The 26,896-nt window shown below is 63.3% G+C and carries 25 protein-coding genes, 1 tRNA gene and 1 pseudogene; 14 read left to right on the top strand and 13 right to left on the bottom strand.

Going from position 1 to position 26,896, the window contains the following annotated elements:
• Window positions 1-15: 15 nt before the first annotated feature.
• From hisG to GMST_RS06925, 10 genes are all read right to left on the bottom strand, one after another.
• Entirely contained in the window at window positions 16-654 is a 639-nt protein-coding gene (hisG, locus tag GMST_RS06970; RefSeq protein ID WP_183353917.1) for an ATP phosphoribosyltransferase, read from the bottom strand.
• A gap of 54 nt (window positions 655-708) precedes the next feature.
• A tRNA-Pro gene (locus GMST_RS06965) sits at window positions 709-785 on the bottom strand.
• Window positions 786-800: 15 nt separating this feature from the next.
• Complete coding sequence (murA, locus tag GMST_RS06960; protein ID WP_183353916.1) at window positions 801-2,063, bottom strand: UDP-N-acetylglucosamine 1-carboxyvinyltransferase; 1,263 nt, start codon at window positions 2,061-2,063, stop codon at window positions 801-803.
• A gap of 197 nt (window positions 2,064-2,260) precedes the next feature.
• On the bottom strand, window positions 2,261-3,121 hold the full coding sequence (prmC, locus tag GMST_RS06955; protein WP_183353915.1) for a peptide chain release factor N(5)-glutamine methyltransferase: 861 nt from the start codon (window positions 3,119-3,121) through the stop codon (window positions 2,261-2,263).
• A gap of 67 nt (window positions 3,122-3,188) precedes the next feature.
• Complete coding sequence (gene prfA, locus GMST_RS06950) at window positions 3,189-4,262, bottom strand: peptide chain release factor 1 (RefSeq protein ID WP_183353914.1); 1,074 nt, start codon at window positions 4,260-4,262, stop codon at window positions 3,189-3,191.
• 33 nt (window positions 4,263-4,295) lie between these two features.
• Complete coding sequence (locus GMST_RS06945) at window positions 4,296-5,201, bottom strand: DUF1385 domain-containing protein (protein ID WP_183353913.1); 906 nt, start codon at window positions 5,199-5,201, stop codon at window positions 4,296-4,298.
• Between the two features lie 99 nt (window positions 5,202-5,300).
• Window positions 5,301-5,990: an FAD-dependent thymidylate synthase gene (gene thyX, locus GMST_RS06940; RefSeq protein ID WP_183353912.1), complete on the bottom strand. Its 690-nt coding sequence runs from the start codon at window positions 5,988-5,990 to the stop codon at window positions 5,301-5,303.
• A 177-nt stretch (window positions 5,991-6,167) separates the two neighbouring features.
• Window positions 6,168-6,374, bottom strand: a complete 207-nt coding sequence (rpmE, locus tag GMST_RS06935) for a 50S ribosomal protein L31 (protein WP_183353911.1) — start codon at window positions 6,372-6,374, stop codon at window positions 6,168-6,170.
• 98 nt (window positions 6,375-6,472) lie between these two features.
• Window positions 6,473-7,723, bottom strand: a complete 1,251-nt coding sequence (gene rho, locus GMST_RS06930) for a transcription termination factor Rho (protein WP_183353910.1) — start codon at window positions 7,721-7,723, stop codon at window positions 6,473-6,475.
• Between the two features lie 376 nt (window positions 7,724-8,099).
• Entirely contained in the window at window positions 8,100-8,555 is a 456-nt protein-coding gene (locus tag GMST_RS06925) for a peptide chain release factor family protein (RefSeq protein ID WP_183353909.1), read from the bottom strand.
• A 196-nt stretch (window positions 8,556-8,751) separates the two neighbouring features.
• On the opposite strand from GMST_RS06925, the gene GMST_RS06920 reads away from it, so the two are divergent.
• Window positions 8,752-9,603 (top strand): metallophosphoesterase, encoded by an 852-nt coding sequence (locus GMST_RS06920; RefSeq protein WP_183353908.1) that lies wholly within the window; start codon window positions 8,752-8,754, stop codon window positions 9,601-9,603.
• On the opposite strand, the gene GMST_RS06915 is transcribed toward GMST_RS06920, so the two are convergent.
• Window positions 9,566-9,895, bottom strand: coding sequence for a hypothetical protein (locus tag GMST_RS06915; RefSeq protein ID WP_183353907.1), 330 nt, complete (start codon window positions 9,893-9,895; stop codon window positions 9,566-9,568). The genes GMST_RS06920 and GMST_RS06915 overlap by 38 nt on opposite strands.
• Window positions 9,896-9,971: 76 nt before the next feature.
• Window positions 9,972-10,298, bottom strand: a complete 327-nt coding sequence (locus GMST_RS06910; RefSeq protein ID WP_183353906.1) for a hypothetical protein — start codon at window positions 10,296-10,298, stop codon at window positions 9,972-9,974.
• Between the two features lie 538 nt (window positions 10,299-10,836).
• Between GMST_RS06910 and GMST_RS06905 the strand changes: the two genes are divergently transcribed.
• Window positions 10,837-12,261 (top strand): tetratricopeptide repeat protein, encoded by a 1,425-nt coding sequence (locus tag GMST_RS06905; protein ID WP_246399252.1) that lies wholly within the window; start codon window positions 10,837-10,839, stop codon window positions 12,259-12,261.
• 324 nt (window positions 12,262-12,585) lie between these two features.
• Here the strand turns inward: GMST_RS06905 and GMST_RS06900 are convergent, their stop codons facing one another.
• Window positions 12,586-12,987, bottom strand: coding sequence for a flagellar protein FlaG (locus GMST_RS06900; protein ID WP_183353905.1), 402 nt, complete (start codon window positions 12,985-12,987; stop codon window positions 12,586-12,588).
• A 332-nt stretch (window positions 12,988-13,319) separates the two neighbouring features.
• On the opposite strand from GMST_RS06900, the gene GMST_RS06895 reads away from it, so the two are divergent.
• The 12 genes and pseudogenes from GMST_RS06895 to GMST_RS06840 all read left to right on the top strand — a co-directional run bounded on the left by GMST_RS06895 (window position 13,320) and on the right by GMST_RS06840 (window position 26,856).
• On the top strand, window positions 13,320-13,577 hold the full coding sequence (locus GMST_RS06895; RefSeq protein ID WP_183353904.1) for a flagellar FlbD family protein: 258 nt from the start codon (window positions 13,320-13,322) through the stop codon (window positions 13,575-13,577).
• A gap of 29 nt (window positions 13,578-13,606) precedes the next feature.
• On the top strand, window positions 13,607-14,371 hold the full coding sequence (locus GMST_RS06890) for a flagellar motor protein (RefSeq protein WP_183353903.1): 765 nt from the start codon (window positions 13,607-13,609) through the stop codon (window positions 14,369-14,371).
• Window positions 14,372-15,124 (top strand): annotated as a pseudogene (locus GMST_RS06885) (OmpA/MotB family protein); the annotation flags it as partial.
• Window positions 15,125-16,003: 879 nt separating this feature from the next.
• Window positions 16,004-17,020, top strand: a complete 1,017-nt coding sequence (locus GMST_RS06880; protein WP_183353901.1) for an NAD-dependent 4,6-dehydratase LegB — start codon at window positions 16,004-16,006, stop codon at window positions 17,018-17,020.
• A complete protein-coding gene (locus GMST_RS06875) occupies window positions 17,017-18,201 on the top strand; it encodes a LegC family aminotransferase (protein ID WP_183353900.1) in 1,185 nt (394 codons plus the stop codon). The genes GMST_RS06880 and GMST_RS06875 overlap by 4 nt, the downstream gene beginning before the upstream one ends.
• On the top strand, window positions 18,194-19,360 hold the full coding sequence (gene neuC / locus GMST_RS06870; protein WP_183353899.1) for a UDP-N-acetylglucosamine 2-epimerase: 1,167 nt from the start codon (window positions 18,194-18,196) through the stop codon (window positions 19,358-19,360). Before GMST_RS06875 ends, neuC begins: the two co-directional genes overlap by 8 nt.
• A 50-nt stretch (window positions 19,361-19,410) precedes the next feature.
• The gene (gene neuB, locus GMST_RS06865) at window positions 19,411-20,478 is read left to right on the top strand and encodes an N-acetylneuraminate synthase (protein ID WP_183353898.1); all 1,068 of its coding nucleotides are present in this window, start codon (window positions 19,411-19,413) and stop codon (window positions 20,476-20,478) included.
• Window positions 20,475-21,113, top strand: a complete 639-nt coding sequence (locus GMST_RS06860; protein ID WP_183353897.1) for an acetyltransferase — start codon at window positions 20,475-20,477, stop codon at window positions 21,111-21,113. Before neuB ends, GMST_RS06860 begins: the two co-directional genes overlap by 4 nt.
• On the top strand, window positions 21,110-22,165 hold the full coding sequence (locus GMST_RS06855) for a nucleotidyltransferase family protein (protein ID WP_183353896.1): 1,056 nt from the start codon (window positions 21,110-21,112) through the stop codon (window positions 22,163-22,165). Before GMST_RS06860 ends, GMST_RS06855 begins: the two co-directional genes overlap by 4 nt.
• Window positions 22,155-22,844, top strand: coding sequence for an acylneuraminate cytidylyltransferase family protein (locus tag GMST_RS06850; RefSeq protein ID WP_183353895.1), 690 nt, complete (start codon window positions 22,155-22,157; stop codon window positions 22,842-22,844). Before GMST_RS06855 ends, GMST_RS06850 begins: the two co-directional genes overlap by 11 nt.
• A gap of 37 nt (window positions 22,845-22,881) precedes the next feature.
• On the top strand, window positions 22,882-24,270 hold the full coding sequence (locus tag GMST_RS06845) for a B12-binding domain-containing radical SAM protein (RefSeq protein WP_183353894.1): 1,389 nt from the start codon (window positions 22,882-22,884) through the stop codon (window positions 24,268-24,270).
• A gap of 54 nt (window positions 24,271-24,324) precedes the next feature.
• On the top strand, window positions 24,325-26,856 hold the full coding sequence (locus GMST_RS06840) for a motility associated factor glycosyltransferase family protein (RefSeq protein ID WP_183353893.1): 2,532 nt from the start codon (window positions 24,325-24,327) through the stop codon (window positions 26,854-26,856).
• Window positions 26,857-26,896 lie beyond the last annotated feature (40 nt).

The raw sequence follows: 26,896 nt of genomic DNA, 5'->3' as shown, positions 1-26,896 counted from the left end.
TCCTGCGTCATTTCATTAGATATGCTGTTCCAGCCCTTCGATGATCTTCGAGATGCGCTCGTGCTTGGTCTTCAGGCTCGCCCGGTTCACGATGAGGCGGCAGGTGATCTCCGCAATGGTTTCGATCTCCACCAGCCCGTTCTGCTTCAGGGTCTCGCCGGTGGAAACCAGGTCCACGATGCGCTCCGAGAGCCCGACGATCGGGGCCAGCTCGATCGAACCGTAGAGCTTGATCAGCTCGACCTGCACGCCCTTGGCGGCGAAGTACTTCTCGGTCACCTTTGGGTACTTGGTGGCGATGCGGATGTTGTTCCAAGCCGAGGGGTCGTCCTTGCTGGAGAGCTCCACCGGTTCGGCGACCATCAGGCGGCAGTAGCCGAACTTGAGGTCGAGCGGCTCGTAGAGATCCTTCTCCTGCTCCATCAGGGTGTCTTTCCCCACGATGCCCAGGTCGGCGCAGCCGTACTCCACGTAGGTGGGGACGTCGGTGGCGCGCACGATCATGTAGCGCATCTTCTGCTCGGCGTTTTCGAAGACGAGCTTCCGGGTGTCGGAAAGAAGCTCCTCGCAGTCGATGCCGATCTTCTTGAAGAGGGCCACCGAGTCCTGCAGGATGCGGCCCTTGGGAATGGCAATGGTGATGAAATCGTTCATAGAAACCTCTGGTGGCAGAAGTGACGCCCCCTGCGGAAGCGGGGATTGAAAAAATGGTCGGTGCGACTGGATTCGAACCAGCGACCACTAGACCCCCAGTCTAGTGCGCTACCAGGCTGCGCTACGCACCGATTATGCCTGTCTTGTTACTGGCTTTCGTCCTTCACCCTGACGATGTCCGCGCCCAGGCCGGCGAGTTTTTTCTCGATCGACTCGTAGCCGCGGTCCAGGTGGTAGATGCGCGAGACTTCGCTGGTGCTGTCGGCGGCGAGGGCCGCCAGGATCAGCGAGGCCGAAGCGCGCAGGTCGGTTGCCATGACCGGAGCGCCGGAGAGCTTCTTCACGCCTTTCACGGTCGCGGTGTTCCCCTCGACGGTGATGTCGGCGCCGAAACGCAAAAGCTCCGAGACGTGCATGAAGCGGTTCTCGAAGATGTTCTCGGAGATGACGCTCGCCCCTTCGGCAATGCACATGAGCGCCATGAACTGGGCCTGCATGTCGGTCGGGAAACCCGGGTAGGGGCGCGTCTTGATGTTGACACTCTTGATCTTCTTGGGCCCCTTGACCCGGACGATGTTGTCCTTGTTGCTGATCTCGACGCCGGCGTCCTGGAGTTTGAACGCCAGGGCGTCCAGGTGGTCCAGGCGCATGTTGTGGATCCGGATGTCGCCGCCGGTCATGGCCGCGGCGACCATGAAGGTTCCCGCCTCGATCCGGTCCGGCATCACGGTGTGGCTGGTCGGGTGCAGTCCGTCGACGCCGACGATGCGGATGGTGTCGGTGCCTGCCCCTTCGATCTTGGCGCCCATCTTGTTCAGAATATCGGCGTGGTCGACGATCTCCGGCTCGCGCGCCGCGTTCTCCAGGATGGTCTCACCCTTGGCGGTGGCGGCCGCCATCAGGAGCTGCTCGGTGCCGCCCACGGTCGGGAGGTCGAAGTGGATCCGGGCGCCCTTAAGTTTTTTCGCCTTCGCCTCGACGTAGCCGTGCTCCAGGGTGATCTCGGCGCCCAGCGCGGCAAGCCCCTTCAGGTGCAGGTTGATGGGACGCGCACCGATGGCGCAGCCGCCCGGAAGCGAGACCCTGGCCTGACCGAAGCGAGCCAGAAGCGGCCCGAGCACCAGCACGGAAGCGCGCATGGTGCGTACCAAGTCGTAGGTCGCCTCGAAGCTGTTCAGATCCGTGGTGTCGATCTTCACCACGTTCCCCTTGCCGTCGACGCGGGCGCCCAGCTGTTCCAGGACCTTGATCGTCGTGTTGATGTCGCGCAGGAAGGGAACGTTGCTGATCTCATGGCAGCCGGGTGCCAGGATGGTGGAGATGAATATGGGGAGGGAGGCGTTTTTTGATCCGCTCACGGTCACGTCGCCGGAGAGCTTCTTGCCGCCGTTGATTATCAGTTTGTCCACAAGGTACCTCTTTATAAAAAATTCTTAGTACTTCTCAAAAGCCTGATCACAGAGGACACAGGGGGGAAACATCGAGGAGCACAGAGTAAATCTGAAAGCTTTTGCTTTGGGTTACCCTGTGTGCCTCTCGCCTTTCCTCTGTGTGACTCTGTGGTTACGGCTTTACTGCTGTTAGTTCATCACCTTAAACGTTTTGGTCAGCCGTTAAGCCTGCCGCCCACCACCCGCTCGATGCCGGCGGGATCCGCGGCGGTGAAGGTTTCTGCTGCGAATCCGCCCTGCTGCAACAGCGCCAGCACGTCGGGAGCCTGTCCGGCACCTACCTCGAAGAGGAGCCTGCCACCCGGGTTCAGGTGCTCAGGCGCGCCCGCGACGATGGCCCGGTAGAAGTCGAGGCCGTCGGCACCGCCGTCCAAGGCGCTCATGGGTTCGAAGCCGCGCACCTCGGGTTGCAGGGTGTCCAGCTCGTCCTTTCGGATGTAGGGGGGATTGGATACTATCATGTCGAAGCGCCGCCCGGCAAACGGTTCGAAGAGCGAGCCCTGAAAAAAATGCACGGAGGCGGCGTTGCGCTCGGCGTTGCCGCGGGCCACCTCGATGGCTTCCGGGGAGATGTCGACCGTGGCGACCTCGGCCTCCGGGAGTTCCTTGGCGAGCACGATGGCCACGCAGCCGCTGCCGGTGCCGATATCCAGGAGGGTCTTGACCCCGGCGGCACGCCGGATCGCCTCACTGACCAGCACCTCGGTGTCGTGGCGCGGGATCAGCACCGCCGGCGTCACCTGGAACTCGAGCCCCATGAACTCCTGGGTCCCCAGGATGTACTGCAGCGGCTCGCGCTTGGCGCGGCGGACCACCATGGCTTTATAGACGGCGAGCTCCGCGTCGCTTAACGGCTTGTCGAAGTTGAGGTAGAGACCGACGCGGTCCAACGAGAGCGCCTCGCAGAGCAGCCACTCGGCCTCGAGCCGGGGATTCTCCACGCCTTTTTCCGCCAGATACCCCTTGGTCCAGTTGAGTATCTTGAGGACGTCCCATTTTTCCTGCTGCTGCGCCATGAAGGTCTCGGGGTGAAGAAGGTTGGGGTGCAGCCCCTCCCAGGGGAGGGGGAGGTGCGGGAGAAAGTTACCCGCCCTGGCTCTGCTCCTGGAGCGCCTCCATCTGGTAGTGGGCGCGCAGGGAGTCGGCAATCTCGTTGATGTCACCGGCCATGATGGAGTCGAGCCGGTACAGGGTGAGGCCGATACGGTGATCGGTCATCCTCCCCTGCGGAAAGTTGTAGGTCCGGATCCGCTCGCTGCGGTCGCCGGAGCCGACCTGGCTCTTGCGGTCTGCCGCGAGTTTCGCGTTCTGCTCGGAGATGATGTTGTCCAGGATGCGGGACTTCAACACCTTCATCGCCTTCGCGCGGTTTTTGATCTGGCTGCGCTCTTCCTGGCAGGCGACCACGGTCCCGGTCGGGAGGTGGGTGATGCGCACCGCGGAGTCGGTGGTGTTGACGTGCTGGCCGCCGGCGCCGGAGGAGCGGTAGACGTCGATCTTCAGGTCTGCCGGGTTGATATCGACGTCGACATCCTCAGCCTCGGGGAGTACGGCCACGGTGCAGGCACTGGTGTGGATACGTCCCTGCGCCTCGGTCTCGGGGACGCGCTGCACGCGGTGGGTGCCGGACTCAAACTTGAGCTTCGCGAAGACGCCGGCACCCTCGATGAGGGCCACGACCTCCTTGAAGCCGCCGCGCTCGCTTTCGGAGGCGGAGATCATCTCGACGCGCCAGCGGTTGGTCTCCGCAAACCGCGAGTACATGCGGAACAGATCGCCCGCGAAGAGGGCGGACTCGTCGCCACCGGTGCCGGCGCGGATCTCGAGCACGACGCTCTTGTCGTCGTTGGGATCCTTGGGCAAGAGAAGCACCTTGATCTCGCTCTCCAGGGTCTCGCGGCGCTCCTCGAGCGACTCGAGCTCGGCCTGTGCCATCTCGCGCATCTCCTGATCCGGCTCCTTCAGGAGTTCCTGGTTGTCTGCGATGTCGGCCAAAAGCTTCTTGTATTGGCGGAAGGCGGCGATCAGCTCGGCGAGACCGGAGTGCTCCTTGGAGAGCTTACGGAACTCGGACTGGTTAGCGAGTACGGTGGGATCGGCGAGGAGGGATTCCAGCTCTTCGAAACGCCGCTCCAGCTCCGCTATCTTGTCAAACATAGATGAACCTCAAAAGAAGATTTTTCGGTACCACTAGACGACCAGCCGGTCGTCCTTGAACCCGTCGTTCAGCTCCAGGGCCTCGTTCATGGAACGGATAGCCACCTCGATCTGCTGGTCGTCCGGCTCGCGGGTGGTAAGCCGCTGCAGGCACAGGCCCGGGGCGATCACCAGCTTCACCAGCGGGTGGCTGTCGTGCTTTGCGGTCCACTTGAGCACCTCGTAGGAGAGCCCGGCGATGATGGGCAACAGCACGACGCGCGAGCCGGCCTTGAAGTAGAAGGGCCAGAGCTTCGGGATGAGCGAGAACACCAGGATGCTCACCAGCATGACGATCAAAAGGAAGCTCGTGCCGCAGCGCGGGTGCAGGCAGCTGTACTTGCGGACGTTGTCCACGGTGAGCTCCTCGCCAGCCTCGAAGGTGAAGATCGACTTGTGCTCGGCGCCGTGATACTGGAACACCCGCTGGATGTCCTTCATCCGGGAGATCCCGGTGATGTAGATCAGGAAGACTGCGACCCGGATCAGGCCGTCCACCAGGTTGAAGACGATGTTGGAGTCGCCGATGATCGGGATCAGCAGCTTGGTCAGGTAGAGCGGCATGATGAAGAAGAGCAGGATCCCGAAACCGAAGGCCACCGCCATGGTGCCGCCCATCGCCCAACTGGAGAGTTCCTCCTTCTCCTCACCCTCGGCGAGCGCCTCGTTGGCGGAGAAGTTGAGTGCCTGGATGCCGATCAGCAGGGAAGAGGCCATGGCCACCGCACCGCGCACGATCGGAAGCTTGGTGATCGGGTAACGCTCGGAGAGCGGCACTACCACTTCCTTCTTCACCGAGATCTCGCCGTCGGGGCGCCGGACGGCAATGGCCAGCGAGCGCGGGGCGCGCATCATGACCCCTTCGAGAACTGCCTGACCGCCTATATTGATTTTAGACATGGGGTACCTCGTTGGTTGCCTGCCGGCGCGGGGCCGGCCGGGAAAGGCCGCAGGAGGCGAGGGAGGTGCGCGCGGGGCGGCCCGAAAGCTCCAGGGGCGCTAAAGCTCCTGGAAGAACTTCCTGACGTCCACCATCTTGCCGCAGCACATGCTCCCTTCGGGGCAGGGACCGCCCAGACAGCCGGGACCGGCCTTCTTGAAGATGGTGGGTGCCACCGGCCGGACCAGCTTGAGCATCTCGATCGCCATGGCCCGGATCTCCCACTGGGCGCGCTCGCAGCAACGCACGCCGAAGAAGTGCAGAAGCTCGCGGGCGTTCATGGTGACGATGATCTTGGTCTCGGTGGCGTTGGGGAGCAGGTAGCGCGCGTCCTCGGCGGGGACGCCGGCCTCGACCAGGGCGGCGTAGCCTGCGTGCAGCGCGGCGATCTGCGCCTCGTAGAGCGAGGCGAAGCCCGGGTTCTCGGCGATGGTCGGCGGCGTCACCACGGCGAAGCGCTCCTTGTGCGAGACGTAGCGCTGGGACTGTTGTGAGTAGGAGGCGACGCGGTGGCGCACCAGCTGGTGGCTGGTCACCCGCGAGATCCCTTCGATGCCGAAGGTGAAGGAGGCATGTTCCAGCACGGACTGGTGTCCGAGCGACATGATCTTGTCGAGGAAATTGTTGATGTCGGCGCCGGAGAGTCGGTCTTTGAGCGCTTCGATGTCGACGTGCGAATAGCAGAGCCGGGCGGCCAGTGCTACGGCGAGCTCCGGATCGGGGGTGTGTTGAAGCAGCGCTACCTTCATGAAGATCCTAGTGAAATCATTCTTTGCCACGGAGTCACGGAGGGCACGGAGCAAAGCCGAGTCCCTTTCGGGTCGACTCCGTGTGCTCCGTGACTCCGTGGCAATCCTTTAGAAACGAAACAAGGGGATTTCGCCAAAGACAAAATCCCCTTCACGGTTCTGCAAGCGCGAATGCCCTTACTTTTCCGCCAGGTTGTATCTCTTGCGGAAGCGCTCTACGCGGCCGGCGGTGTCGATCAGTTTCTGCTTGCCGGTGTAGAACGGGTGGCACTGCGAGCAAATTTCGGTGGAGATTTCTGCCTTGGTCGAACGGGTTTCGAAGTTGTTCCCGCAGAGGCATTTTACGGTGATCACGTCGTACTTGGGATGGATTCCCTCTTTCATATCTTCCTCCTCGCGGGGCTCGGCCCCGTTACCTGACATAGTTTGCGCCGGAAAGTTGTTATAAATAACACCTCCGTCGCAAAGTTTCAAGACTTTTTTCACCCCTTGCTCATGGAGTCCAGGAAATCCTGGTTGCTCTTGGTCCCCTCGAGCTTGGAGATCAGGAACTCCATGGAGTCGACCACGTTCATCGGGTGCAGCACCTTCCTGAGGATCCAGATCCGGTTCAGGGAGGCCTTCTCGATCAAGAGCTCCTCTTTCCTGGTGCCGGACTTGTTGATGTCGATGGCCGGGAAGGTCCTCTTCTCGACCAGCTTGCGGTCCAGGTGCAGCTCCATGTTGCCGGTCCCCTTGAACTCCTCGAAGATGACCTCGTCCATCTTGGAGCCGGTATCGACCAGGGCGGTGGCGATGATGGTGAGCGAGCCCCCCTCCTCGATGTTGCGGGCCGCGCCGAAGAAGCGCTTGGGTTTATGGAGGGCGTTCGAGTCCACACCACCGGAGAGGATCTTGCCAGAGGGGGGGATCACGGTGTTGTAGGCGCGGGCCAGACGGGTGATCGAGTCGAGCAGGATCACGACGTCGCGCTTGTGCTCGACCAGGCGCTTGGCCTTCTCGATAACCATTTCGGCCACCTGGATGTGGCGCGAGGCCGGCTCGTCGAAGGTGGAGGAGATCACCTCGCCCTTCACGGAGCGCTGCATGTCGGTCACCTCTTCCGGGCGCTCGTCGATCAAGAGAACGATCAGGAACACCTCGGGGTGGTTCTCGGCGATCGAGTTTGCGATGTTCTGGATCAGCATGGTCTTGCCGGTGCGCGGCGGAGCGACGATGAGCCCCCTCTGCCCCTTGCCGATCGGAGCGATGAGCTCCATCACCCTGGTCGACATGTTGTCGTGGGTGGTCTCGAGCTTCAGCTTTTCCTGGGGGTAGAGCGGGGTCAGGTTGTCGAAGAGGATCTTGTCGCGGGCGACTTCCGGGGACTCGTGGTTCACCGTCTCGACCTTGAGGAGCGCGAAGTAGCGCTCACCCTCTTTCGGGGGACGGATCTGGCCGGCCACGGTGTCGCCGGTGTGCAGGTTGAAGCGGCGGATCTGCGAGGGGGATACGTATATGTCGTCGGGACCGGGCAGGTAGTTGTAGTCCGGAGCCCTCAAGAAACCGAAACCGTCCGGCAGCGTCTCCAGGACCCCCTCGCCGAAAATCATGCCGTTTTTCTCGGTCTGGGCATTGAGGATGGCGAAGATCAGGTCCTGCTTGCGCAGGCTCGATGCCCCCTCGATGTTGAGCGCCTTGGCGATCGCCGTAAGATCGTTAATCTTTTTCTCTTTCAGTTCTTGTAGGTTCATCTGTTCTCCTGGTCAGGGCGCAAAAGTACATCGTGAAGGCGATGCCTCGGTGCGAGCATGGGGTGTGAAATGTGGGATGGGGGCATGAGAAAACACGCGCAAAACGCTCAGTGTGTATGTGAATCGTGTGAGAGTATTAGAGACCTTGGGGTGTCGGGTACTATTCGGTATGAAAAGCAGGGGTAGTTGTTAGGTCAAATAGAAGGATACCGTAGTTATACCCTCCACCTGAGAACCTTGTCAACTTTTTTTCTGAGACTGCCCGCGCCTCGGGTCGCCGCCCTGCGGCGCTGGCGAAAACGGGCGCTACGCCTCGCTTAGCGGGGACAGCAAATTTCTTGCCAATGATTTTCAGGTGAGCGGGCCGAAACGGTGGTCAGTTGAGGGGAGTGCTACCTGGTGCGTCCGCGGGTACCGGGTCGCCCGGAAGGGCGTTCCGGTTTCCGGTTTCGGCTCCCGGTTCGGCAGCTCCGGATTTTTCCTGGTACTTCGCGCCGCTACGCCGTTTGCGGCGCGCCTTCTGGCGCCGCAGTTTCTCGGCCGCCGCGTCCTTAACCGTGCTGCCGCCGGCCAGCGCCGCCACCTTTTCCAGGAGATAACGCCGGGCCAGGAAGCGGTTCAGCGACTGGCTGCGCGACTCCATGCACTTCACCTCCGCGCCGCTTGGGAGGTGCTTCAGGTAGACGCAGGACGAGCTTTTGTTGACATGCTGCCCGCCGCGTCCCGAGGCGTGGACGAAACGCTCCTCCAGGTCTGTCTCGCTCACCCCTAGTTCTTCCATACGTTCCTTGAGCCAGCGGTTCTTCTCCGGGCTCACTGCAAACTCGGCCATGTCTCCCCCTTTCCCGGGCATCATAGCCGCAGAAAGAGGGCGAAGTCAAAGGGATCTGCTGCGTTACCCCGGCCTGGTCCCGGCTTTGGCTCAGGAAGAGTAAGTTACGCTACGGTCGCAGTTGAGTTAGAATTTACTTACACCTTGGCAAGTAACCGCCCATGTCAGAAGCCCGGGCAGTACGGAGGTCAAAATAATGGCGGCAATTTCACGACGCATGTTCCTGATGGGGAGCGCCTCCTTGTTCCCCTACCTCTACCTGGAAAGGCTCTCGGTGGCGCTGCGGCGCTACCAGGTGCCGGTGCGGCAGCTTCCCGCCGCGTTCGAGGGGTTCACGATCCTGCACTTAAGCGATCTGCACGACAAGGAATTTGGCACGGCCGGCGAGGAATTGGTGGCGCTGGTTCGGCAGGAGCATTTCGACGTCATCGCGGTAACCGGCGACCTGGTGACCGGATACCGCCCCGCACTCACCCCCGCGCTCGAGCTGATTGCCTCGCTGCGCAGGGCGACTGACCGTCCGGTGTTTGCGGTGCTGGGGAATCACGACTGGCGGCTGGAGCGCGGATGGGAGTTTTCCCAGCGGCTGCACGGGGTGGGAACCCGGATGCTGCTCAACGCCGCGGCATCCATCGAGAGAAGGGGGGAGCGGCTCTGGATCGCGGGAGTCGACGACCCGATCACCGGGCGGGACCGGCTGGACCTGGCGCTCGCCGAGACCGACCCCAGGGAACCGCGGGTCCTGCTCACCCACTCCCCGATGCTCTTTCCCCAGGCTACCCGGCTCGGGCTCGACCTTTTGCTGGCGGGGCATACCCACGGCGGCCAGATCCGCCTGCCGGTGGTCGGCGCCGCCTACGTGCCGCGCATCGGCTTTTTCCCGCCCTGGGACTACGGCCTCTACCGCAACGGCAACACCACCCTCATCGTAAGCGGCGGCCTGGGCGAGAGCGGCCTCCCGATCCGCATCAACATCAGGCCCGAACTCGCCCTGGTGACCCTGATACGGGCTACCGGGAGCCCCGACGGTTCCCCACTTCCAGCATGACCGGGGCCTGACCGCTGCCGATGGCACCGGCCTCCTGCTCCGCCTTGGCCTTGCATTCCCCGACCAGCAACTGGAAGGTGTCGGTTAGGGTTTCGGGGTCATAGCCGTAGGAGACCAGGTCGACCCGGCAGACGCGCGCCAGACGGTGCACGATCATGCGCACCGCCGCGTCCTGCTCGGCCCCTGCCCCTTCGCTGGCCGCTTCTTCGGCCGCCCCCACCAGGGATCGCGCCATGGCCCGTACGTTGATGGCACCTTCCTGGATCCCCAAGGCGTCCTTGTGGCGTTTCATAAGTCACCTCCCCCTGCACCGCTCAGCGTCTCTCGATGCCAGCCCCCCGACCTCTCGCGAGCTGCCGCCGCCCGTATCACAGCGGCAACCGCTTCCGGTCCGTCACCGGATCGGGCAGTGGGAAGCCCAACTTCTCGCCGGCAGCTTCACACGCCCTGTCCTTGCATTCTTTCATCAAAGTACAGTAGGTATCCGCCAAGGTGGCCGGATCGTAACCGTAGCTTATCTCGTCCACCCGGCAAAGGCGCGCCAAACGGTAGGCTATGGCGCGCACCGCCGCGTCGCGCTCTGCCCCCACGCCGTCTGCAGCGGCTTCCTCGGCTGCGGCAGCCAACGAGCGGGCTATGACGCGGAACTCGTAATCCGTCTGCAACACTTCCAGCGCTGTCGTAAAACGTTTCATGGCGTCCCTCCCGAAGCTCCCCCTTCGTCCGAGTCCCTTGGCACAGCGGTTGCCGGCCTCCACGACAGTAGGACATTAAGACATTCCAAGCCATAGTCAACCCCTCGCGCGTTATTAATTCGTCCTTCCCTGCGGTGCCGAGCGCATTTCCCCCGTTCCCAAACCCTCAACTGCCTTTGCGGCAGGTACCGAGGCTCCAGCTGCAAAGACCGGCGAGCCCGCACCATTCAAAACCTTGACGCCGGAGGCGCCGCATGTCGGCCGCGCGTCGGAGCCCGAGCACGTTCGAGGACCAACCGCCGTGGCAAGCGATCTTCTGGATGTGGGTCAGCGCCCCCCGCGGGGCTTCAACCGCGTCCGGCGGGCACAGGTGCCGCAACGTAGCGAAGCTGCACCAGTCGAAAGCCTGAGGCTTTCTGCCTGAACGCCGGTGGCAGATAAATTGCTTTGTGCTCCCTGCCCGGGCCAAGATCCAGAAAGGCAGTCGACCCAGGTGCGGCGGACGCCGCTTTGCAGCCAAACAGAAGGAGAATCCCCATTGACCTGCCATCTTGATGATGCCGTCGAGTCGCTCTTTGCCACCGGGATGCAACAGATGACAGAGGGGGACGCCCGCGCGGCCGAAGCGAGCTTCCTAGAGGTGTTGAGGCTCGCACCGGATACCGCCGAAGCGCACACGAACCTCGCCCTGCTGCTGGAGAAGGCCGGCCGCGTGGCAGAAGCCGAACAGCACATCCGCCACGCCCTCAACCTCAACCCCCGCAGTTGGAGGACCCATCTCAACCTGGCGGCCCTGCTGCTGGTCCAGAAACGGTTCGCCGAGGCGCAGGCAGCCTCACGCCGGTCCCTGGCACTCGCCCCCGAGTCTCCCGAGGCGTGGTCCAACCTGGGCGCCCTGCAGGCTTGCCTCAAGCAGGAGGCGCATGCCGAGCGGAGCTATCGCAGGGCCATGGAACTCGACCCCGACCACAAAGCGTCGCGCTTCAACCTGAGCTACCTGCTCCTGCGCCAGGGGCGGTTCGAGGAGGGCTGGCAATGCCTTGAGGCGCGCACCTGGTACGGCTGGATGGAGTCGCTGCTCCCGTGCCCCCGCTGGCAGGGCGAGGCGCTTACGGGGCGCTCTCTGCTGATCACCTTCGAGGCGGGGCACGGTGACATGATCCAGTTTGCCCGCTACGCCGCGCTCTTGAAGGGTGCGGGCGCCGTGCACATCACCATGGTCTGCCACCCGGCCCTCAAAAGCCTCTTTCAGGCGCTCGACGGGGTCGACGCCGTCTTCGCCTTCGATGAAACCTTTCCCGCCACGGGCCTGGACTTCTGGACTCCGCCACTGAGCATCCCCTACTATCTCGGCACCAGACTCGACACCATCCCTGCCAACATCCCCTATCTCAGGGCACCCGGGGACCAGGCCGACCGGTGGGCTCAGGAACTGGCAGCCCTGAGCCCCGGGCGCGAGGCGCGGGTGGGACTGGTGTGGAAGGGGAGCCCCAGCTTCGAAAACGATGCCGACCGCTCGCTTCCCGGCCTCGCCTCCCTGGAAGGCCTGGGCAGGGTTGCGGGGGTGCGCTTCTTCAGCCTGCAGAAGGGGGCCGGCGAGCAGGAGGCGTCCGACCCGCCCGCCGGCCTCTGCATCACGGACCTGGCACCCGGGATCTCCGATTTCGCCGGGGCCGCCGCCATCGTCGCCAACCTGGACCTGGTGATCGCCGTCGATACCGCTTTCGCCCATCTTGCCGGGGCGCTGGGCACCCCCTGCTGGGTGCTGCTGCCGGAGTACAAAACGGACTGGCGCTGGCTTACCGGGCGCGGCGACTCTCCCTGGTACCCCGGTGTGATGCGTCTTTTCCGGCAATTACGCCCTGGAGACTGGGGCGCCGTACTCGACGAGGTGCGCGACGCCCTGGAGTCCTTTGCTGCCGGACTGCGCGGCGCCGATTACCTCGCGGTGCGCGAGGGATGAACCTCCAGCGCCACCACAAGCTGCACGCCGCGTCAAATCTCCGACAGCACCGGGGCGGATCCTCGGGAAATTGACGGGGATGCAGGTTCGAGTGAAAACGTGGAGGGTCGAGAGCGAATTCTCGCCTTGAAGGGTGACAGGTCGCGAAGCGGGTGGGGAAGGTTGAGGGGTGTGGGGGGGTGAGATCTGACGCGTGCGCCGTTGCAGCGCGCCGTGTGGGGCGGCCTGCCGCCCTGCCGCGATCCAGGCGAGCAAAGCGCTGCCACGATCACCGCCGTGCCGAGCCGGCCAAGACGCAAGCCGTGAAAACCGCCGCGACAAGGATCAGGCTTTCGTCTGAACGATGACCCCCTGCTGGGAGTCGAGCTCCTTGGCGAGTTTCAGGGCCTCCTCGGTGGGGACCTGCCGGATGAGCTCGCCGGACTGGGCGTGCAGCACTTTCACGACGACCTCTTTGGTGTCCGGATCGACGGAGAAACGCATCCTGATCGCGTGGCGCTCCATGAAGTCGTTGAACTGCTGCTCCGCAGCTTTCATCTGCCGTTCCAACCGCGCGGCCTCGGTTTCTATCTGCTTCTGAGCCTCGGCACGGGAGGCCTTGCGGTTTGGCGGGCTGGTGGGCGGGCTGGTGGGCGGGCGCCCGGTGGCAACGGGATCTACATGTTTCGACGCAGGTTCGCTCGCAGCCTGCACCTGAAGGGTCCCTACCAGCGCAATGATAGCCATGGCAACCTCCGAATCATGAGTTAAGATGGGACTGGGACCCGTATCGGCACCGCGGGGAAAAAATTGAGCGGAAAATACTTTTTTTATCTCCATGAAATTGGCCACAGAAAAAAACGGATCCCCATCACGATGGCGTGCTCCTTGCTTCACACTCCGTTCCCGGACATTCGTCCACGGGAGCGGTTCCGAGGCGTGCCGGACGCCCCGGAACACCGCCGCCGGCACCCGCGCCGCCGCGGGACTCCGGGAGCTAATTAAACAATAGCTAAAGTTTTGCGGCCTGCGGCCGAAATTAAGCCAAAACACCCTAGATTGTTAAAGGTAGGTGGCAGATGATCAAGCTGACACGACTCGACGGTAGCGAGGTTTACCTCAACCCGGACCTCATCGAAACCATCGAAGAGACTCCCGACACGCACATCACGCTCTCCAACGGCAAAAGTTACCTCTTTTTGGAACCGGCCAAGGTGGTGATCGGGCGCATCGTCTCCTACCGCGCTCGGCTGCTGCGGCGGGCCAGCGGGGAGGGGACCAAAAAGTACCTCTACAGACGGGACCCTGAACGGTACAACCCGCTGTGCACCCTCTAAAATAACTCCACCGAGGTTCGAGTGACATCATGGATATAGCCACTATTGTTGGTATTGCGTTGGGTTTGTTGGCAGTTTTCGGCGGCGCCGCTCTCGAGGGTCTGCACATGGGCGCGCTGATCCAGCCCACCGCGGCGATCATCGTGCTCGGCGGTACTGCCGCGGCGACCACCGTCAGCTTCCCGTTGGGCACCCTCATCACCGCGGTCAAGGATCTGAAGAAGGTGTTCGTGCCCCCCAAAGAGGATCCCGAGGCGGTCATCAAGAACATCATCAATTACGCCGCTAAGGCTAGGCGCAACGGTCTGATCTCCCTCGAGCAGGAAGCACAGAGCGTCAAGGACACCTTCACCAAGAAGGGGATCTCGCTGGTCGTCGACGGCATCGACCCCCAGAAGCTCAGGGAAACCATGGAGATCGAACTGGGCTCCTTCGAGGAGCACAGCAAGGGGAGCGCCGAGGTCTTCGAGTCGGCCGGCGGCTTCGCGCCGACCATCGGTATCATCGGCGCCGTACTCGGACTGATCCACGTCATGAGCAACCTTTCCGACCCCTCGAAGCTCGGCGGCGGTATCGCGGTTGCCTTCGTGGCCACCATCTACGGCCTGATGACGGCCAACATCTTCTGCATCCCGTTCGGCACCAAACTGAAGCACCGGCTGAAAGAGGAGCTGCTGCAAAAGGAGATGGTCATCGAAGGGCTGATCGCCATCCAAAACGGCGAGAACCCACACTTCATCGAGCAGAAGCTCCGCGCCTATCTCCACGACGGCGGTGAAAAGAAGGGAAAGTAGATGGCGAAAAAGCAAAAACACGAGAAGGAACCGAACCACGAACGATGGCTGGTCTCCTACGCGGACTTCATCACGCTGTTATTCGCCGTGTTCGTTACCCTTTACGCCATGAGCCAGACCGACAAGAAGAAGGTCGAGGAGGTCATGGCCTCCATGCGCGACTCCTTCGGGTACAGCCAGTCCCCGTCCTCCAAGCCGAGCGTGATCGAGGCCGGTTCGATGAACATCATCCCGGCCGTGCAGAAGACCCCCCCTCCCTACAAGCGGGGCAAGGTCCGCGCCCGCGAAGAGGAGTTCAAGTCGGTCAAGGCCGCGCTGGAAGCCTATCTTCAGAAGATCGGGGCCCAGGACAAGGTGGGCGTCAGCATCGATCAGCGCGGCCTGGTGGTGAGCCTCAGGGAAGCCGGCTTCTTCGACTCGGGGAGCGCCACGGTGAAGCGCTCCTCCTACACGCTGCTTAACGACGTGATGGAGTCACTCTCCAGCTACTCGAACAACATCCGCGTGGAAGGGCATACCGACAACGTGCCGATGCGTTCCGCCGCGTTCCCCTCGAACTGGGAGCTCTCCACCGCGCGTGCCACAAACCTCTTGCAATACATGCTGCGCCAGGACTTCGAGCCGACCCAGCTGTCGGCGGCCGGCTACGGCGAGTACCATCCGGTCGCGGAGAACACTAGCGATGAGGGGAGGAGAAAGAACCGCAGGGTCGACCTGGTGCTGCTCTCCGAAGCAAGCGAGAAATCCGAGCCTCCGGTGAACCTGCCCCCCATCGGCAACCCGGTAACCGGCTCCACGACCAGCGGCGCGGGTGGTGGCGAACCGGCAACCGGCATCCCCCCCGCAGCCAACCCAGCCCCGGCCCCGCCGGGCACGGCAACCAGCAATTGATAGTGAAGCCAGGCCGACATCACACGGCCTGGCTTTTTTTCTGATGATCGGCGATTCTCTCGTGAGGGCCGCCAGGTAACACGTAAACCCGCGCACCTAGGCCAGGCGCCCCGGCAGGTAAGCGACCATGCTGCGCATCAGGCCAAACCCCGCCGAAGCTAAGCCGAACCTCCCTGTACCTGAGCCGATGCCCACCACCATTAAGCTAAAATTCCCGCCCATAAGCTAAAATCCCCATACTTAAGCTAAAGAAGACGTGGTTAAGCAAACTGCCGGTGCATTTAGCTTAATTGCCTTTCTCATGTGGACCACGTGCTTCGCGCGCCGGGAAAACGGGAGCTCAAAATGCCCTGGCACCCCCTTTTTTTGTTACCTCGCCCGGTGCATGACACATGGCGAGGCGTTCCTGGTCTGTTTGCCGGGGCTTGGGCGAAGCCGAATCACTTTTTTAAGCTAAAGCAGACGCCACTTCGCTTAAAGCACCACCTACATTAGAAAAAACAGGCCATGTTTTGCGTAACGCCGAGGTGAGTTCCCTTATCTTCCCTGCAACTACCCGTTTCGCGGCGTAGCCGTGACTCCCTTCCCGCGGCAGCCCCGTTCCCTTCAAAATTTTGACTCCAGATGGCTGGCATACCAGTTGCAAAAAGGTGAGCTGCAGTTCCCCGCTCGGATTCATCGCGGTAAGCTGGCGGTTTTAAACATCTAACGCCTCACCTTTCTTGCCAAGGACACCACCACATGGAGCTTGCCAACCAGAAGATTTTGGTCACCGGCGCCGATGGTTTTATCGGCTCTCACCTAACCGAGGAACTGGTGCGTCGCGGCCACTCGGTACGCGCCTTCGTCTACTACAACTCGTTCAACTCCTGGGGCTGGCTGGACCATGCCGAACCCGAGGTCCTCAAATCGCTGGACGTGTTTGCCGGAGACATCCGGGACCCGCACGGGGTGCGCGAGGCGATGAAAGGGTGCGACGTCGTCTTGCACCTGGCCGCCCTGATCGCCATCCCGTACTCCTACCATTCACCCGACACCTACCTGGACACCAACGTGAAGGGAACCCTCAACGTCGTGCAGGCGGCCCGGCAACTGGGGGTCGCCAAGGTGGTGCATACCTCGACGAGCGAGGTCTACGGCACCGCCCGCTTCGTTCCGATCACCGAAGAGCACCCCCTGCAGGGGCAGTCCCCCTACTCCGCCAGCAAGATCGGCGCGGACCAGATGGCGATGTCCTTCTACAGCTCCTTCGACACCCCGGTGGCGATCATCCGCCCCTTCAACACCTACGGTCCGCGCCAGTCGGCACGCGCGGTCATCCCCACCATCGTCACCCAGCTCGCCAGCGGCATCGAGAAGATCAAGCTGGGCTCCCTGCATCCGACCCGCGACTTCAACTACGTCGCCGACACGGTGCGCGGTTTCATCGCCGCGGCTCAGAGCGACCGTGCCGTGGGAGAGGTGATCAACGTGGGGAGCAACTACGAGATCTCCATCGGCGAGACCGCCCGCATGATCGCCGAGATCATGGGCAAAGAGAACTGCTTCGAAACCCAGGCCGACGAGGTTCGGCTGCGCCCGGGGAAAAGCGAAGTGGAACGGCTTTGGGCCGAAAACCGCAAGGCAAAGGAACTCTTGGGATGGGAGCCCCGGTACGCCGGGAAAGAGGGGTTGCGGCGCGGCCTCGAAGAGACGGTGCGCTGGTTCAGCGATCCCAAGAACCTGAAGGCCTACAAGGCAGGGATCTACAACATATGAACGCCCTGGACCTGGAAGGGATCGTCCGGGCGATCCGTAGCGCGCTTCCCAAGAGCGACGAGCCCGTACAGCTGCACGAGCCGCGCTTCGAGGGGAACGAGTGGCCCTACATCAAGGAGTGCCTGGATACCCGGTGGGTCTCCTCGGTGGGGAGCTACGTCGACCGCTTCGAGAAGGAGTTGGCCGAATATGCCAGCGTGAAGCGCGCGGTCGCCGTGGTGAACGGCACCGCCGCCCTGCACGTCTGCCTCAAGCTCGCCGGGGTCCGCGCCGGCGACGAGGTGATCATCCCGGCGCTCACCTTTGTGGCGACCGCCAATGCCGTCGCCTACTGCGGCGCCATCCCGCATCTGGCGGACAGCGCGGAGGCGACCCTGGGTCTCGACCCCGCTAAACTCGCCGAACACCTCGCCGAGGTGGCCGAAATCGCCGACGGCGCGTGCCGCAACCGCCTGACCGGCCGCCCCATCCGCGCCGTACTTCCCATGCATACCTTCGGCCACGCGGTCGACCTGGAGCCGCTTCAGGAGGTCTGTCGACGCTGGAAGCTGGCGCTCATCGAGGACGCCGCGGAATCCCTGGGGACCTTCTACCAGGGGCGCCACACCGGAAACTACGGTTGCCTGGCGGCGCTCAGCTTTAACGGCAACAAGATCATCACCACCGGAGGCGGGGGCGCCATCCTCACCAACGACGAGGAACTGGGACGACTGGCCAAGCACCTGACGACTACGGCGAAGGTGCCGCACCGCTGGGAATTCAGCCACGACCAGGTCGGCTTCAACTACCGGATGCCCAACCTGAACGCGGCACTGGGCTGCGCCCAGCTCGAACAACTTCCCGGATTCCTGGCCGCCAAGCGCGCCCTCGCCGAGCGCTACCGCGCGGCCTTCGCCGGGGTACGCGGCATCCGCTACTTCAGCGAGCCGGCCGGCTCCCGCAGCAACTACTGGCTCAACACCCTCTTGCTCGACGAGACGCATGCGGATAAGCGCGATGCGGTGCTCGCCGCAGCCAACTCGGCCGGACTCACCACCCGCCCCGCCTGGACGCTCATGCACCGGCTCCCCATGTTCCAGGAGGCCCCCCGCATGGACCTTTCCGTTTCGGAGAGCCTGGAGCGGCGCATCCTGAACATCCCAAGCGGCGTCGCCCTGGGTGCAGGGGCGCCCCATGCGTAAGATCTGCGTGGTCACCGGCACCAGGGCCGAATACGGGCTGCTCCAGCTGCTCATGACCGAGATCGCGGAGGATCCCGAGCTCGAGCTCCAGGTGGTCGCCACCGGGATGCACCTCGCCCCCGAATTCGGCTCCACCTACCGCGCCATCGAGGAGGACGGCTTCGCGATCGACGCCAAGGTGGAGATGCTGCTGGCGAGCGACACCCCGGTCGGCGTCACCAAGTCCCTCGGTCTGGGGGTGATCGGCTTCGCCGACGCACTGGACCGGCTCGCGCCCGATCTCCTGGTCGTCCTGGGAGACCGCTACGAGATCCTGGCGGCGGTACAGGCCGCCCTGGTGGCCCGGGTCCCGGTGGCCCACATCCACGGCGGAGAGACCACCGAGGGGGCCATCGACGAGGCGATCCGGCACGCCATCACCAAGATGGCCCATCTCCACTTCGTAGCGGCGGAGCCCTACCGGCAACGCGTCATCCAGCTGGGTGAGAGCCCCGAGCGCGTCTTCAACTTCGGCGCTCCCGGCCTGGAACAGATCGCCAGGCTAAAGCCGCTGGAGAGGGACGCCTTGCAGGCGTCGCTCGGCTTTGAACTCGGGGCGCTGAACTTCCTGGTCACCTACCACCCGGTCACCCTGGACGCCGCGGGCCCCGAAGCCGCCATGCAGGAGCTCTTGAGCGCCCTGGACCTGTTCCCCGACGCGAAGCTCATCTTCACCAAGCCCAATTCCGACGCCGGCGGCAAAGAGATCGCCCGCCTCATCGACGACTACGTCGCGGCCCGTCCGGCCCGGGCGGCGGTCTTTACCTCCCTGGGGCAGCTGCGCTACCTGAGCGCCCTGGCCCAGGTCGACCTGGTGGTCGGCAACTCGTCGAGCGGCCTCATCGAAGTCCCCATGTTCGGGAAACCGACGGTGAACCTTGGCGAGCGCCAGGCGGGGCGGTGCCGGGCCTCCTCGGTGATCGACTGCCGAGAGACGGCCGCCGACATCGGCGCGGCGATCCGCAAGGCCTTGAGCCCGGAATTCCAGCAGACACTCAAGCGGATCAGCACGGTCTACGACGCGGACGCCAGCGCGCTGAAGATCAAGGAACAGCTGAAACAGGTGAAGCTCGACGAGGTCCTGGTCAAGAGATTTCACGACCTGACGCCCGCCCCCTGACCGGCCGGATCGGCCGGAAGAACCCGGGGCGTACCAAGACAAGAGAGCCTATGAAGACCTACATCATCGCCGAAGCCGGGGTGAACCACAACGGCTCCCTCGCCATGGCGAAACAGCTCGTGGAGGCCGCCCGGAAAGCCGGAGCCGATGCCGTCAAGTTCCAGACCTTCAAGGCGGACCGGCTGGTGGCGCGCTCGGCGCCCAAGGCCCGCTACCAGACCGAGACCACCGATGCCTGTGAATCGCAGCACGAGATGATCCGCAAGCTGGAACTGGACGAGCGCGCCCACGAGTGCCTGATCGCGCACTGCCGCGAGGTGGGGATCGAGTTCCTCTCCACCCCGTTCGACCTGGAGAGCGTGGAACTCTTGGCCGAGCGCTTCGCCCTCCCCTGCCTCAAGGTCTCCTCGGGCGACCTGACCAACGCCCCGCTTTTGCTCAGGATGGCGCAGACCGGCAAGCCCGTGATCCTCTCCACCGGCATGAGCACCCTGGGGGAGATCGAGGACGCCTTGGGGGTGCTGGCGTTCGGCTACCTGGGCCTGGCCGGCCCGGGCGTGGCAGGGTTTCGTGCGGCCTACCATTCCGCCGCCGGGCACGCCGCGCTTAGGGAGCAGGTGACCCTTTTGCACTGCACCACCGAATACCCGGCTCCGCTTCAGGACGTGAACCTGAAGGTGATGAAAACCTTGCGGCGCAGTTTCGGGCTGCCGGTCGGCTATTCGGACCACACCGAAGGGATCGCCGTCCCGATCGCGGCTGTCGCCCTGGGTGCCTGCGTCATCGAGAAGCATTTCACCCTGGACCGTACCCTGCCGGGACCGGACCACAAGGCGTCCCTGGAGCCCGGCGAGCTTAGGCAGATGGTCCTCGCCATCCGCGCCACCGAGCAGGCGTTGGGATCGTCCCGGAAGGCGCCGGCTGCCAGCGAGGTGCAGAACCTCCCCATCGCCAGGAAGTCCCTGGTGGCCGGGCGCGCCATCGAGGCCGGGGAACCGTTCAGCACCGAGAACCTGGCGGTGAAGCGGCCGGGGACCGGGGTCTCCCCCTTCTACTACTGGGAGTACCTCGGCCAGTCCTGCGCCGCCGCGCTGCAACCCGACGAGGTGATCCGGTGAGCCTTCCTGTCGTGATACTCGGCGCCGGAGGGCACGCACGGGTCCTTTTGGACGCACTCTTGCTCTGCTCGCGCCAGGTCGTGGGAATCCTCGACGCCGAAGAGAAGCTCAAGGGGGAGCTGATCCTGGGGGTACCGGTCCTCGGTGGCGACCGGGAGGCCGGCCGCTTCGGCTGCGACGAGGTGGAACTGGTGAACGGCATCGGCTCGGTCGGCTCGCTTACCCGCCGCGCCGCTCTCTTCAAGGAGTACCTGGCCCTGGGCTACCGTTTCGCGAGCGTGGTGCATCCGGCGGCAGTCCTGGCGCGCGACGTTGAGCTGGGAATGGGAGCGCAGGTCATGGCGGGAGCCGTCGTGCAGGTCGGGGCGCGCATCGGCGCCAATTCAATCGTCAACACCCGCGCCTCGGTGGACCACGACTGCCGGATCGGCAGCCACGTACACCTCGCGCCGGGAGTCACCCTCTCCGGGGGGGTCGTCGTCGAGGACGAGGTCCACATCGGTACGGGGGCCACGGTCATACAGGGCGTGAGCATCGCCCGGGGCAGCACGGTGGGCGCAGGTGCGCTGGTGCTGCGCAACGTCAAGGAAGGGGTCACGGTGTTCGGGGTCCCCGCACGAGAGGCACAACGATGAGCAACTGGGAAAGCATACTGGTAGCACCGCAAACGCCGATCATCGAGGTGATCCGCAGCATCGACGAGACGGGACTGCAGATCGCCCTGGTCGTGAGCCCGCAGCGCAAGCTCTTGGGGACTCTGACCGACGGCGACGTGCGGCGCGCCATCCTGAAGGGGATCGATCTGAACAGCCCGGTCGAGCTCGTGATGAACGACAACCCGATCGCCGCCGACTTAAACGACAGCCGCGAGAGCATCCTCGCCATCATGAAAGCCACCAAGATCCGGCAGATACCGGTCGTCGACAGCCAGGGGCTGGTGACCGGCCTGGAGCTTTTCAACAAGCTGATCCAGCCGAGCGCCCGGGAGAACGTCGTCATCCTGATGGCGGGGGGCCTGGGGAACCGGCTGCGCCCGCTGACCAACGACTGCCCGAAGCCGCTTTTGAAGGTGGGGAGCAAGCCGATCCTGGAAACGATCCTGCAGAGCTTCGCCGAGTACGGTTTCAGGCGCTTCTACATCGCGGTCAACTACCGCGCCGAGATGATCAAGCACTACTTCGGCGACGGCTCGCGCTGGGGGGTCGAGATCGATTACCTGCACGAGGAAAAGCAGCTCGGCACGGCCGGGCCGCTGGGGCTCCTCCCCGAGAAGCCGACCCAGCCCCTTTTGGTCATGAACGGCGACCTTTTGACCAGGGTGAACTTCCAGCAGCTCCTGGAATTCCACTCCGAGCACCGGGCATCGGCGACCATGTGCGTGCGCGAGTACGACCACCACATCCCCTACGGCGTGGTGAAGCTCGACAAGCACCGCCTGACCAGCATCGAGGAGAAGCCGGTGCAGCGCTTCTTCGTCAACGCCGGGATCTACGTCTTGAGCCCCGAGGCGCTGGAGCAGATCCCCAGTAACGAGCGCCTCGACATGCCCGACGTCTTCAAGGGGCTCATCCACCAGAAGCGGACCACGGCCGTGTTCCCGATCCACGAGTACTGGCTCGACATCGGCCGCATGGACGACTTCGAGCGGGCCGACCTCGACTACCCGAAGGTGTTCAATGGTAAATGACCAGAAGGTACTGGCCGTCATCCCGGCCCGCGGAGGGTCGAAGGGGGTGCCGGGGAAGAACATCCGCCCCCTGGGGGGGAAGCCGCTCCTCGCCTGGAGCGTCGAGGCGGCCAGGGAGTCGCGCTACATCGACCGCCTGATCCTCAGCTCCGACGACGCGGAGATCATCCGGGTGGCCCGGGAGGTCGGCTGCGAGGTTCCCTTCGTGCGCCCGGCCGAACTGGCCCGCGACGAGACCCCCGGCATCGAACCGGTGCTGCACGCCCTCGAGCAGGTGCCGGGCTACGACTACGTGGTGCTCCTGCAGCCCACCTCGCCGTTTCGGAGCGCCGAGGACATCGACCGCTGCATCGAGGCCTGCGTCGGCGGTGCAGCTCCCTCTTGCGTGACGGTAACGGCACCCGAAAAGAGCCCTTTCTGGATGTTCACCCTGAACCGCGAGTCCCGGCTGAGCCCCCTGCTCCCCGAGCCTCCCGGCTTTTCCCGCCGACAGGACCTTCCCGAAGTCTATGCCTTGAACGGTGCGGTCTACGTGGCTCGAACCGCGTGGCTTTTGGAGCGCCGCTCCTTCATCGGGCCGGAAACCGCCGGCTGCATCATGAGCAAGGAGCACTCCGTCGATATCGACACCGAAGATGATTTCGCCCTCTGCGAGTTCCGCTTGAGCGCCAACCGCTAAGAGCCGCCATTTCCGACGACAAACAATGGGAGACACAATGCGCATCCTGCTGGTAGTTTACGACAACGATTCCTATATCCACTGGTTTCCCCAGGGGCTGGCGTACATCGCCAGCGTGCTCAGAATCCACGGGCACGAGGTGGTCATTTACAATCAGGACCTCCACCACTACCCCGACGAGCACCTGACCGGCTATCTCGACGCACACCCCTTCGACGTGGTCTGCCTGAGCTTCATCGCCGGATACTACCAGTACCGCAAAGCCCTCTCCCTCTCCGAAGCGATCAACCGGTCCAAGCGGCGCCCCCTCTACCTCATCGGTGGGCACGGACCGGCTCCCGAACCGAAGTTCTTCATGGACAAGACGGGGGCGGACATCACCGTCATTGGCGAGGGGGAAGAGACCGTCGTCGAGCTGCTCGAGGCCGTGGGGTCGGGCTCCCCCCTAGCCGGTATCCGCGGCATCGCCTACCGCGACGGCGGGCAGATCCTGGTCAACGAGCGCAGACCTCTCATCGCCGACATCGACAGCATCCCCTTTCCGGCCTACGACCTGTTCCCCATCGAGTACTACCGCCTGCTCAGGATGCCCCATTCGAATAACGGCGATTTCATCATGCCGGTTCTCTCGGGGCGGGGATGCCCCTTCACCTGCAACTTCTGCTACCGGATGGACGAAGGGTTCCGGCCGCGCAGCACCGAGAGCATCATCGAGGAGATCAGGCTGCTCAAGCGCGACTACGGGATCACCTACATCGCCTTTTCCGACGAGCTGCTCATGTCTTCCGAAGCGCGGGTGACCGAACTGTGCGAGGGCTTTCTCGCCGCCAACCTCGACGTGAAATGGGACTGCAACGGCAGGCTCAACTACGCGCACCCCCACGTGCTCGCCCTGATGAAGCGGGCAGGTTGCGTGTTCATCAACTACGGCATCGAGGCCTTCGACGACCAGATCCTGAAGAACATGAAAAAGGCTCTCACGACGAAACAGATCGTCCAGGGGATCGAGGCGACGCTGAACGCCGGCATCAGCCCCGGATACAACATCATCTTCGGCAATATCGGGGAGACCCGGGAAACCCTGCAAAAAGGGGTGGATTTCCTCTTGCAGTACGACGACGGCGCACAGATGAGGACCATCCGCCCGGTAACCCCCTATCCCGGCTCCCCCCTGTACTACCACGCCCTGGAGCAGGGGCTGATCGCGGATTGCGAGGATTTCTACAAGAACAAGCACCTGAACTCGGATCTGGTCGCCGTCAATTTCACCGACATGACGGACCAGGAGTTCCACGCGGCCCTTTTCGACGCCAACTCGATCCTGCTGGAAAAGTACTTCTCCCGGAAGCAGTCCGCGACCATCGAACAGGCACGGAAACTTTACCTGGAGAGCGACAGCTCCTTCCGGGGTTTCCGGCAGAGTTGATCGTGGGGGCGCCTTCCTTCGGGGGGCCGTATCAGAGCAGCTAAGGGATAAATTATGCGTGATATCGAAAACAACCTGGGGCACTTCGTCACCAACGCCTTCGGCGATCGTTATTTGTACTCCATCAACCGCAACGCCTTCTCCAGAATCGGCTCGGACGCGCTCTACAGCTCGTTGTACGGCGAGAAGCTGTTCCAGGAGTTTCAGCTCAACGTGATTATCGGCACGGACTCGGGGTTGTTGCCCCAGTACATAGCGAAATGCGGCGTACCCAGCGGGTCGCGCTACGTTTTCGTAGAGTTGCCTTCCATCCTCGAGGTTCTCGGCCAGCTCCCGGGGTGGGAGGAACTCCCCTCCGAGATCTCGGTCCTGTCGCTGGACGACTTCATGGGGCATACCGAGGCGCACCAGCTGACGAGCTACGCCTTCCTCGATGCGGTCAAGGTGCACGAATCGGTAGGGTCGCGCGACGCCAATCTGATCGAATACCGCGAGCTTTCCTGGGATCTCAACCTGGCGCTCAAGAACTTGCTGCAGAAGATCGTACTTTCCGCGAACAACTTTCCGTTCATTTCGCGCCAGTGGGAGAACCTGACCGAGAACCAGGTCCCCTTCAGCCAGGTCTTGCCGAACGCCTTCGCCGGCCGGACCGCGATCGTCCTGGCGGGGGGCCCTTCCCTGACCGAGGTGCTGCCGTGGGTCAAGCAGAACCGCGACCGCATCCTCATCATCGCGGTCTCCCGCATCTGCCGGACCCTGCGGGAGGCGGGGATCGTCCCGCACATCGTCGCCTCCGTCGACCCGACCATCCTGAGCTTCGAAATCAGCAGGGAGATGCTGTTATTTGCCGACCTCCCGGAACCGCCGCTTTTCGTCGGCAGCTACCATGTGGTTCCCCAGTTGGTAGGGCAGTGGCGGGGTGACTACCTGTACTCGGGCCCGCTTTTCCCCTGGCACACCCCGTTGAACAGCGACACGCTCCTGTACCACGGTCCCACTGTCAGCAACTTCTCGATTTCCCTCTGCATGCACATGGGCTGCACCACGATTGTCCTGGCAGGCGTCGACAACTGTTTCTCCTCCGCGGGACAGACCCACGCGGCGGGCAGCAACGAGAGTAAGGTCGGCCCGGACCTCGGCCAGACCTCATCCCGTATAGAGACCTATGGAGGATGGCAGGCCGAAACCAATTACAGCTTCAGCGCGTCCATCGGCATCCTTACCTTACAGGCGCAGGAACTGGAGAAACGGGGCATCGGCGTCTACAACTGCTCACGTAACGCCGCCGTGGTCCCCTTCATCGGCTACAAACCGCTCGACGAACTCGACCTGGCCGATGGCGCTGCCCCGCCATCCTCCGTGATCCGGTCCCGCATGCCCGAATCGACGGCAGCCACGCGCCTGGTGCATTACCGCCGCATCAAAAAGGAAATACAGCGGGCGCGCAGCAAGTTCCAGGGCATACTCACCCTGTCGCGCGAAGCCCTAAGATGCACAGACGGCCTGTTCGGCCGCAACGGCAGAAAGCGCGACTTCCGGCACAAAATACGGATGGACAAGATCGAAAAGAGACTCGATCAGAATTTCGATGAATTCTCCATACTTGTCAAACAGTGCGGCATCAAGAGATTCCTGCTGAGCCTCAAAACGACGATGGCCGAAGAGATGACCGACGAACAGGTCGAGGTCGCGACTCGCGAGTATTACGAGGCTTACGAGGAAGGCGCCCTGTTCCTCATCAACCGTATGGACGACCTCGTGCAACGGATCGACGCACGCATCGAGGAGGACGGCAAAAAACCCGATTTCGATCTGCTGGCCGCCCAGTGGGAAATAGACCTGCAATGCGGTCGTGTACAGCTCTGGCGCCAGCGAAACCCCGACAAGGTGCCCTTGCTGACCGAAACACAACGGGGTGTTTTGGATCGTTTGGAGCAGGAGTTCACCCGTGTCATGACCGAAGAGCGCACCACCCACATCATGCTCCTGGAAAGGGCGCACGATCTGGCGCATGCCCGGAGTAAGGTGCTGCTCCTCTTCAAGCGACAGAAGGTCTCCGAGTTGGAGAGTATGGCCACCGGGTTGGCTGGACATCCCGATCCGGACAAGGCGCTCCCCTACCTCCACTTCGTGCAGGGGCTCTTGGCTGAGCTCAAGGGGGAAACCGCCGAGGCGATCGGCCACTACCAGCAGCTCTTCACCGACCCGCCCCACCAGCTGACCGAGGACGCCCTGCTGCAGGTGGTGCACCTCTCACTGGCCGAGAACGACCCCGACAACGCCCTGATGGCCCTCGAGTGCCTCGTCGGCTTCTCCCCCATTTACCTGACCGTCTACGCCGAGCTGCTGAAGGCGGTGGGACGGTTCGAGGACGCCTTCAATGCCCTGCGCCACTACATCTCGCTCGTCCCTGACGACGCGGGGGCGCTCATCTCGCTGGGCCTCATGTGCCGCGAAGCGGGGATCGTCGAGGCCGCAGCCGAACTGTTCCAGAGGGTGCTGGAAAAAGACCCGTTGAACGGAGCCGCGCAGAAGCTCCTCGCCGAGCTGGAGCCGTCCGCGGGTGCCGTCGCCTGTCAGGGGTGACGGCGCGCGAGCTGCCTGACGGGACAACCGGCTTACCTGC

It is taken from the genome of Geomonas silvestris, assembly GCF_014193515.1.
Classification (GTDB): Bacteria; Desulfobacterota; Desulfuromonadia; order Geobacterales; family Geobacteraceae; genus Geomonas; species Geomonas silvestris.
Note: the sequence above shows the minus strand (reverse complement) of the source record. Positions and strands in the feature narration are given on the sequence as shown.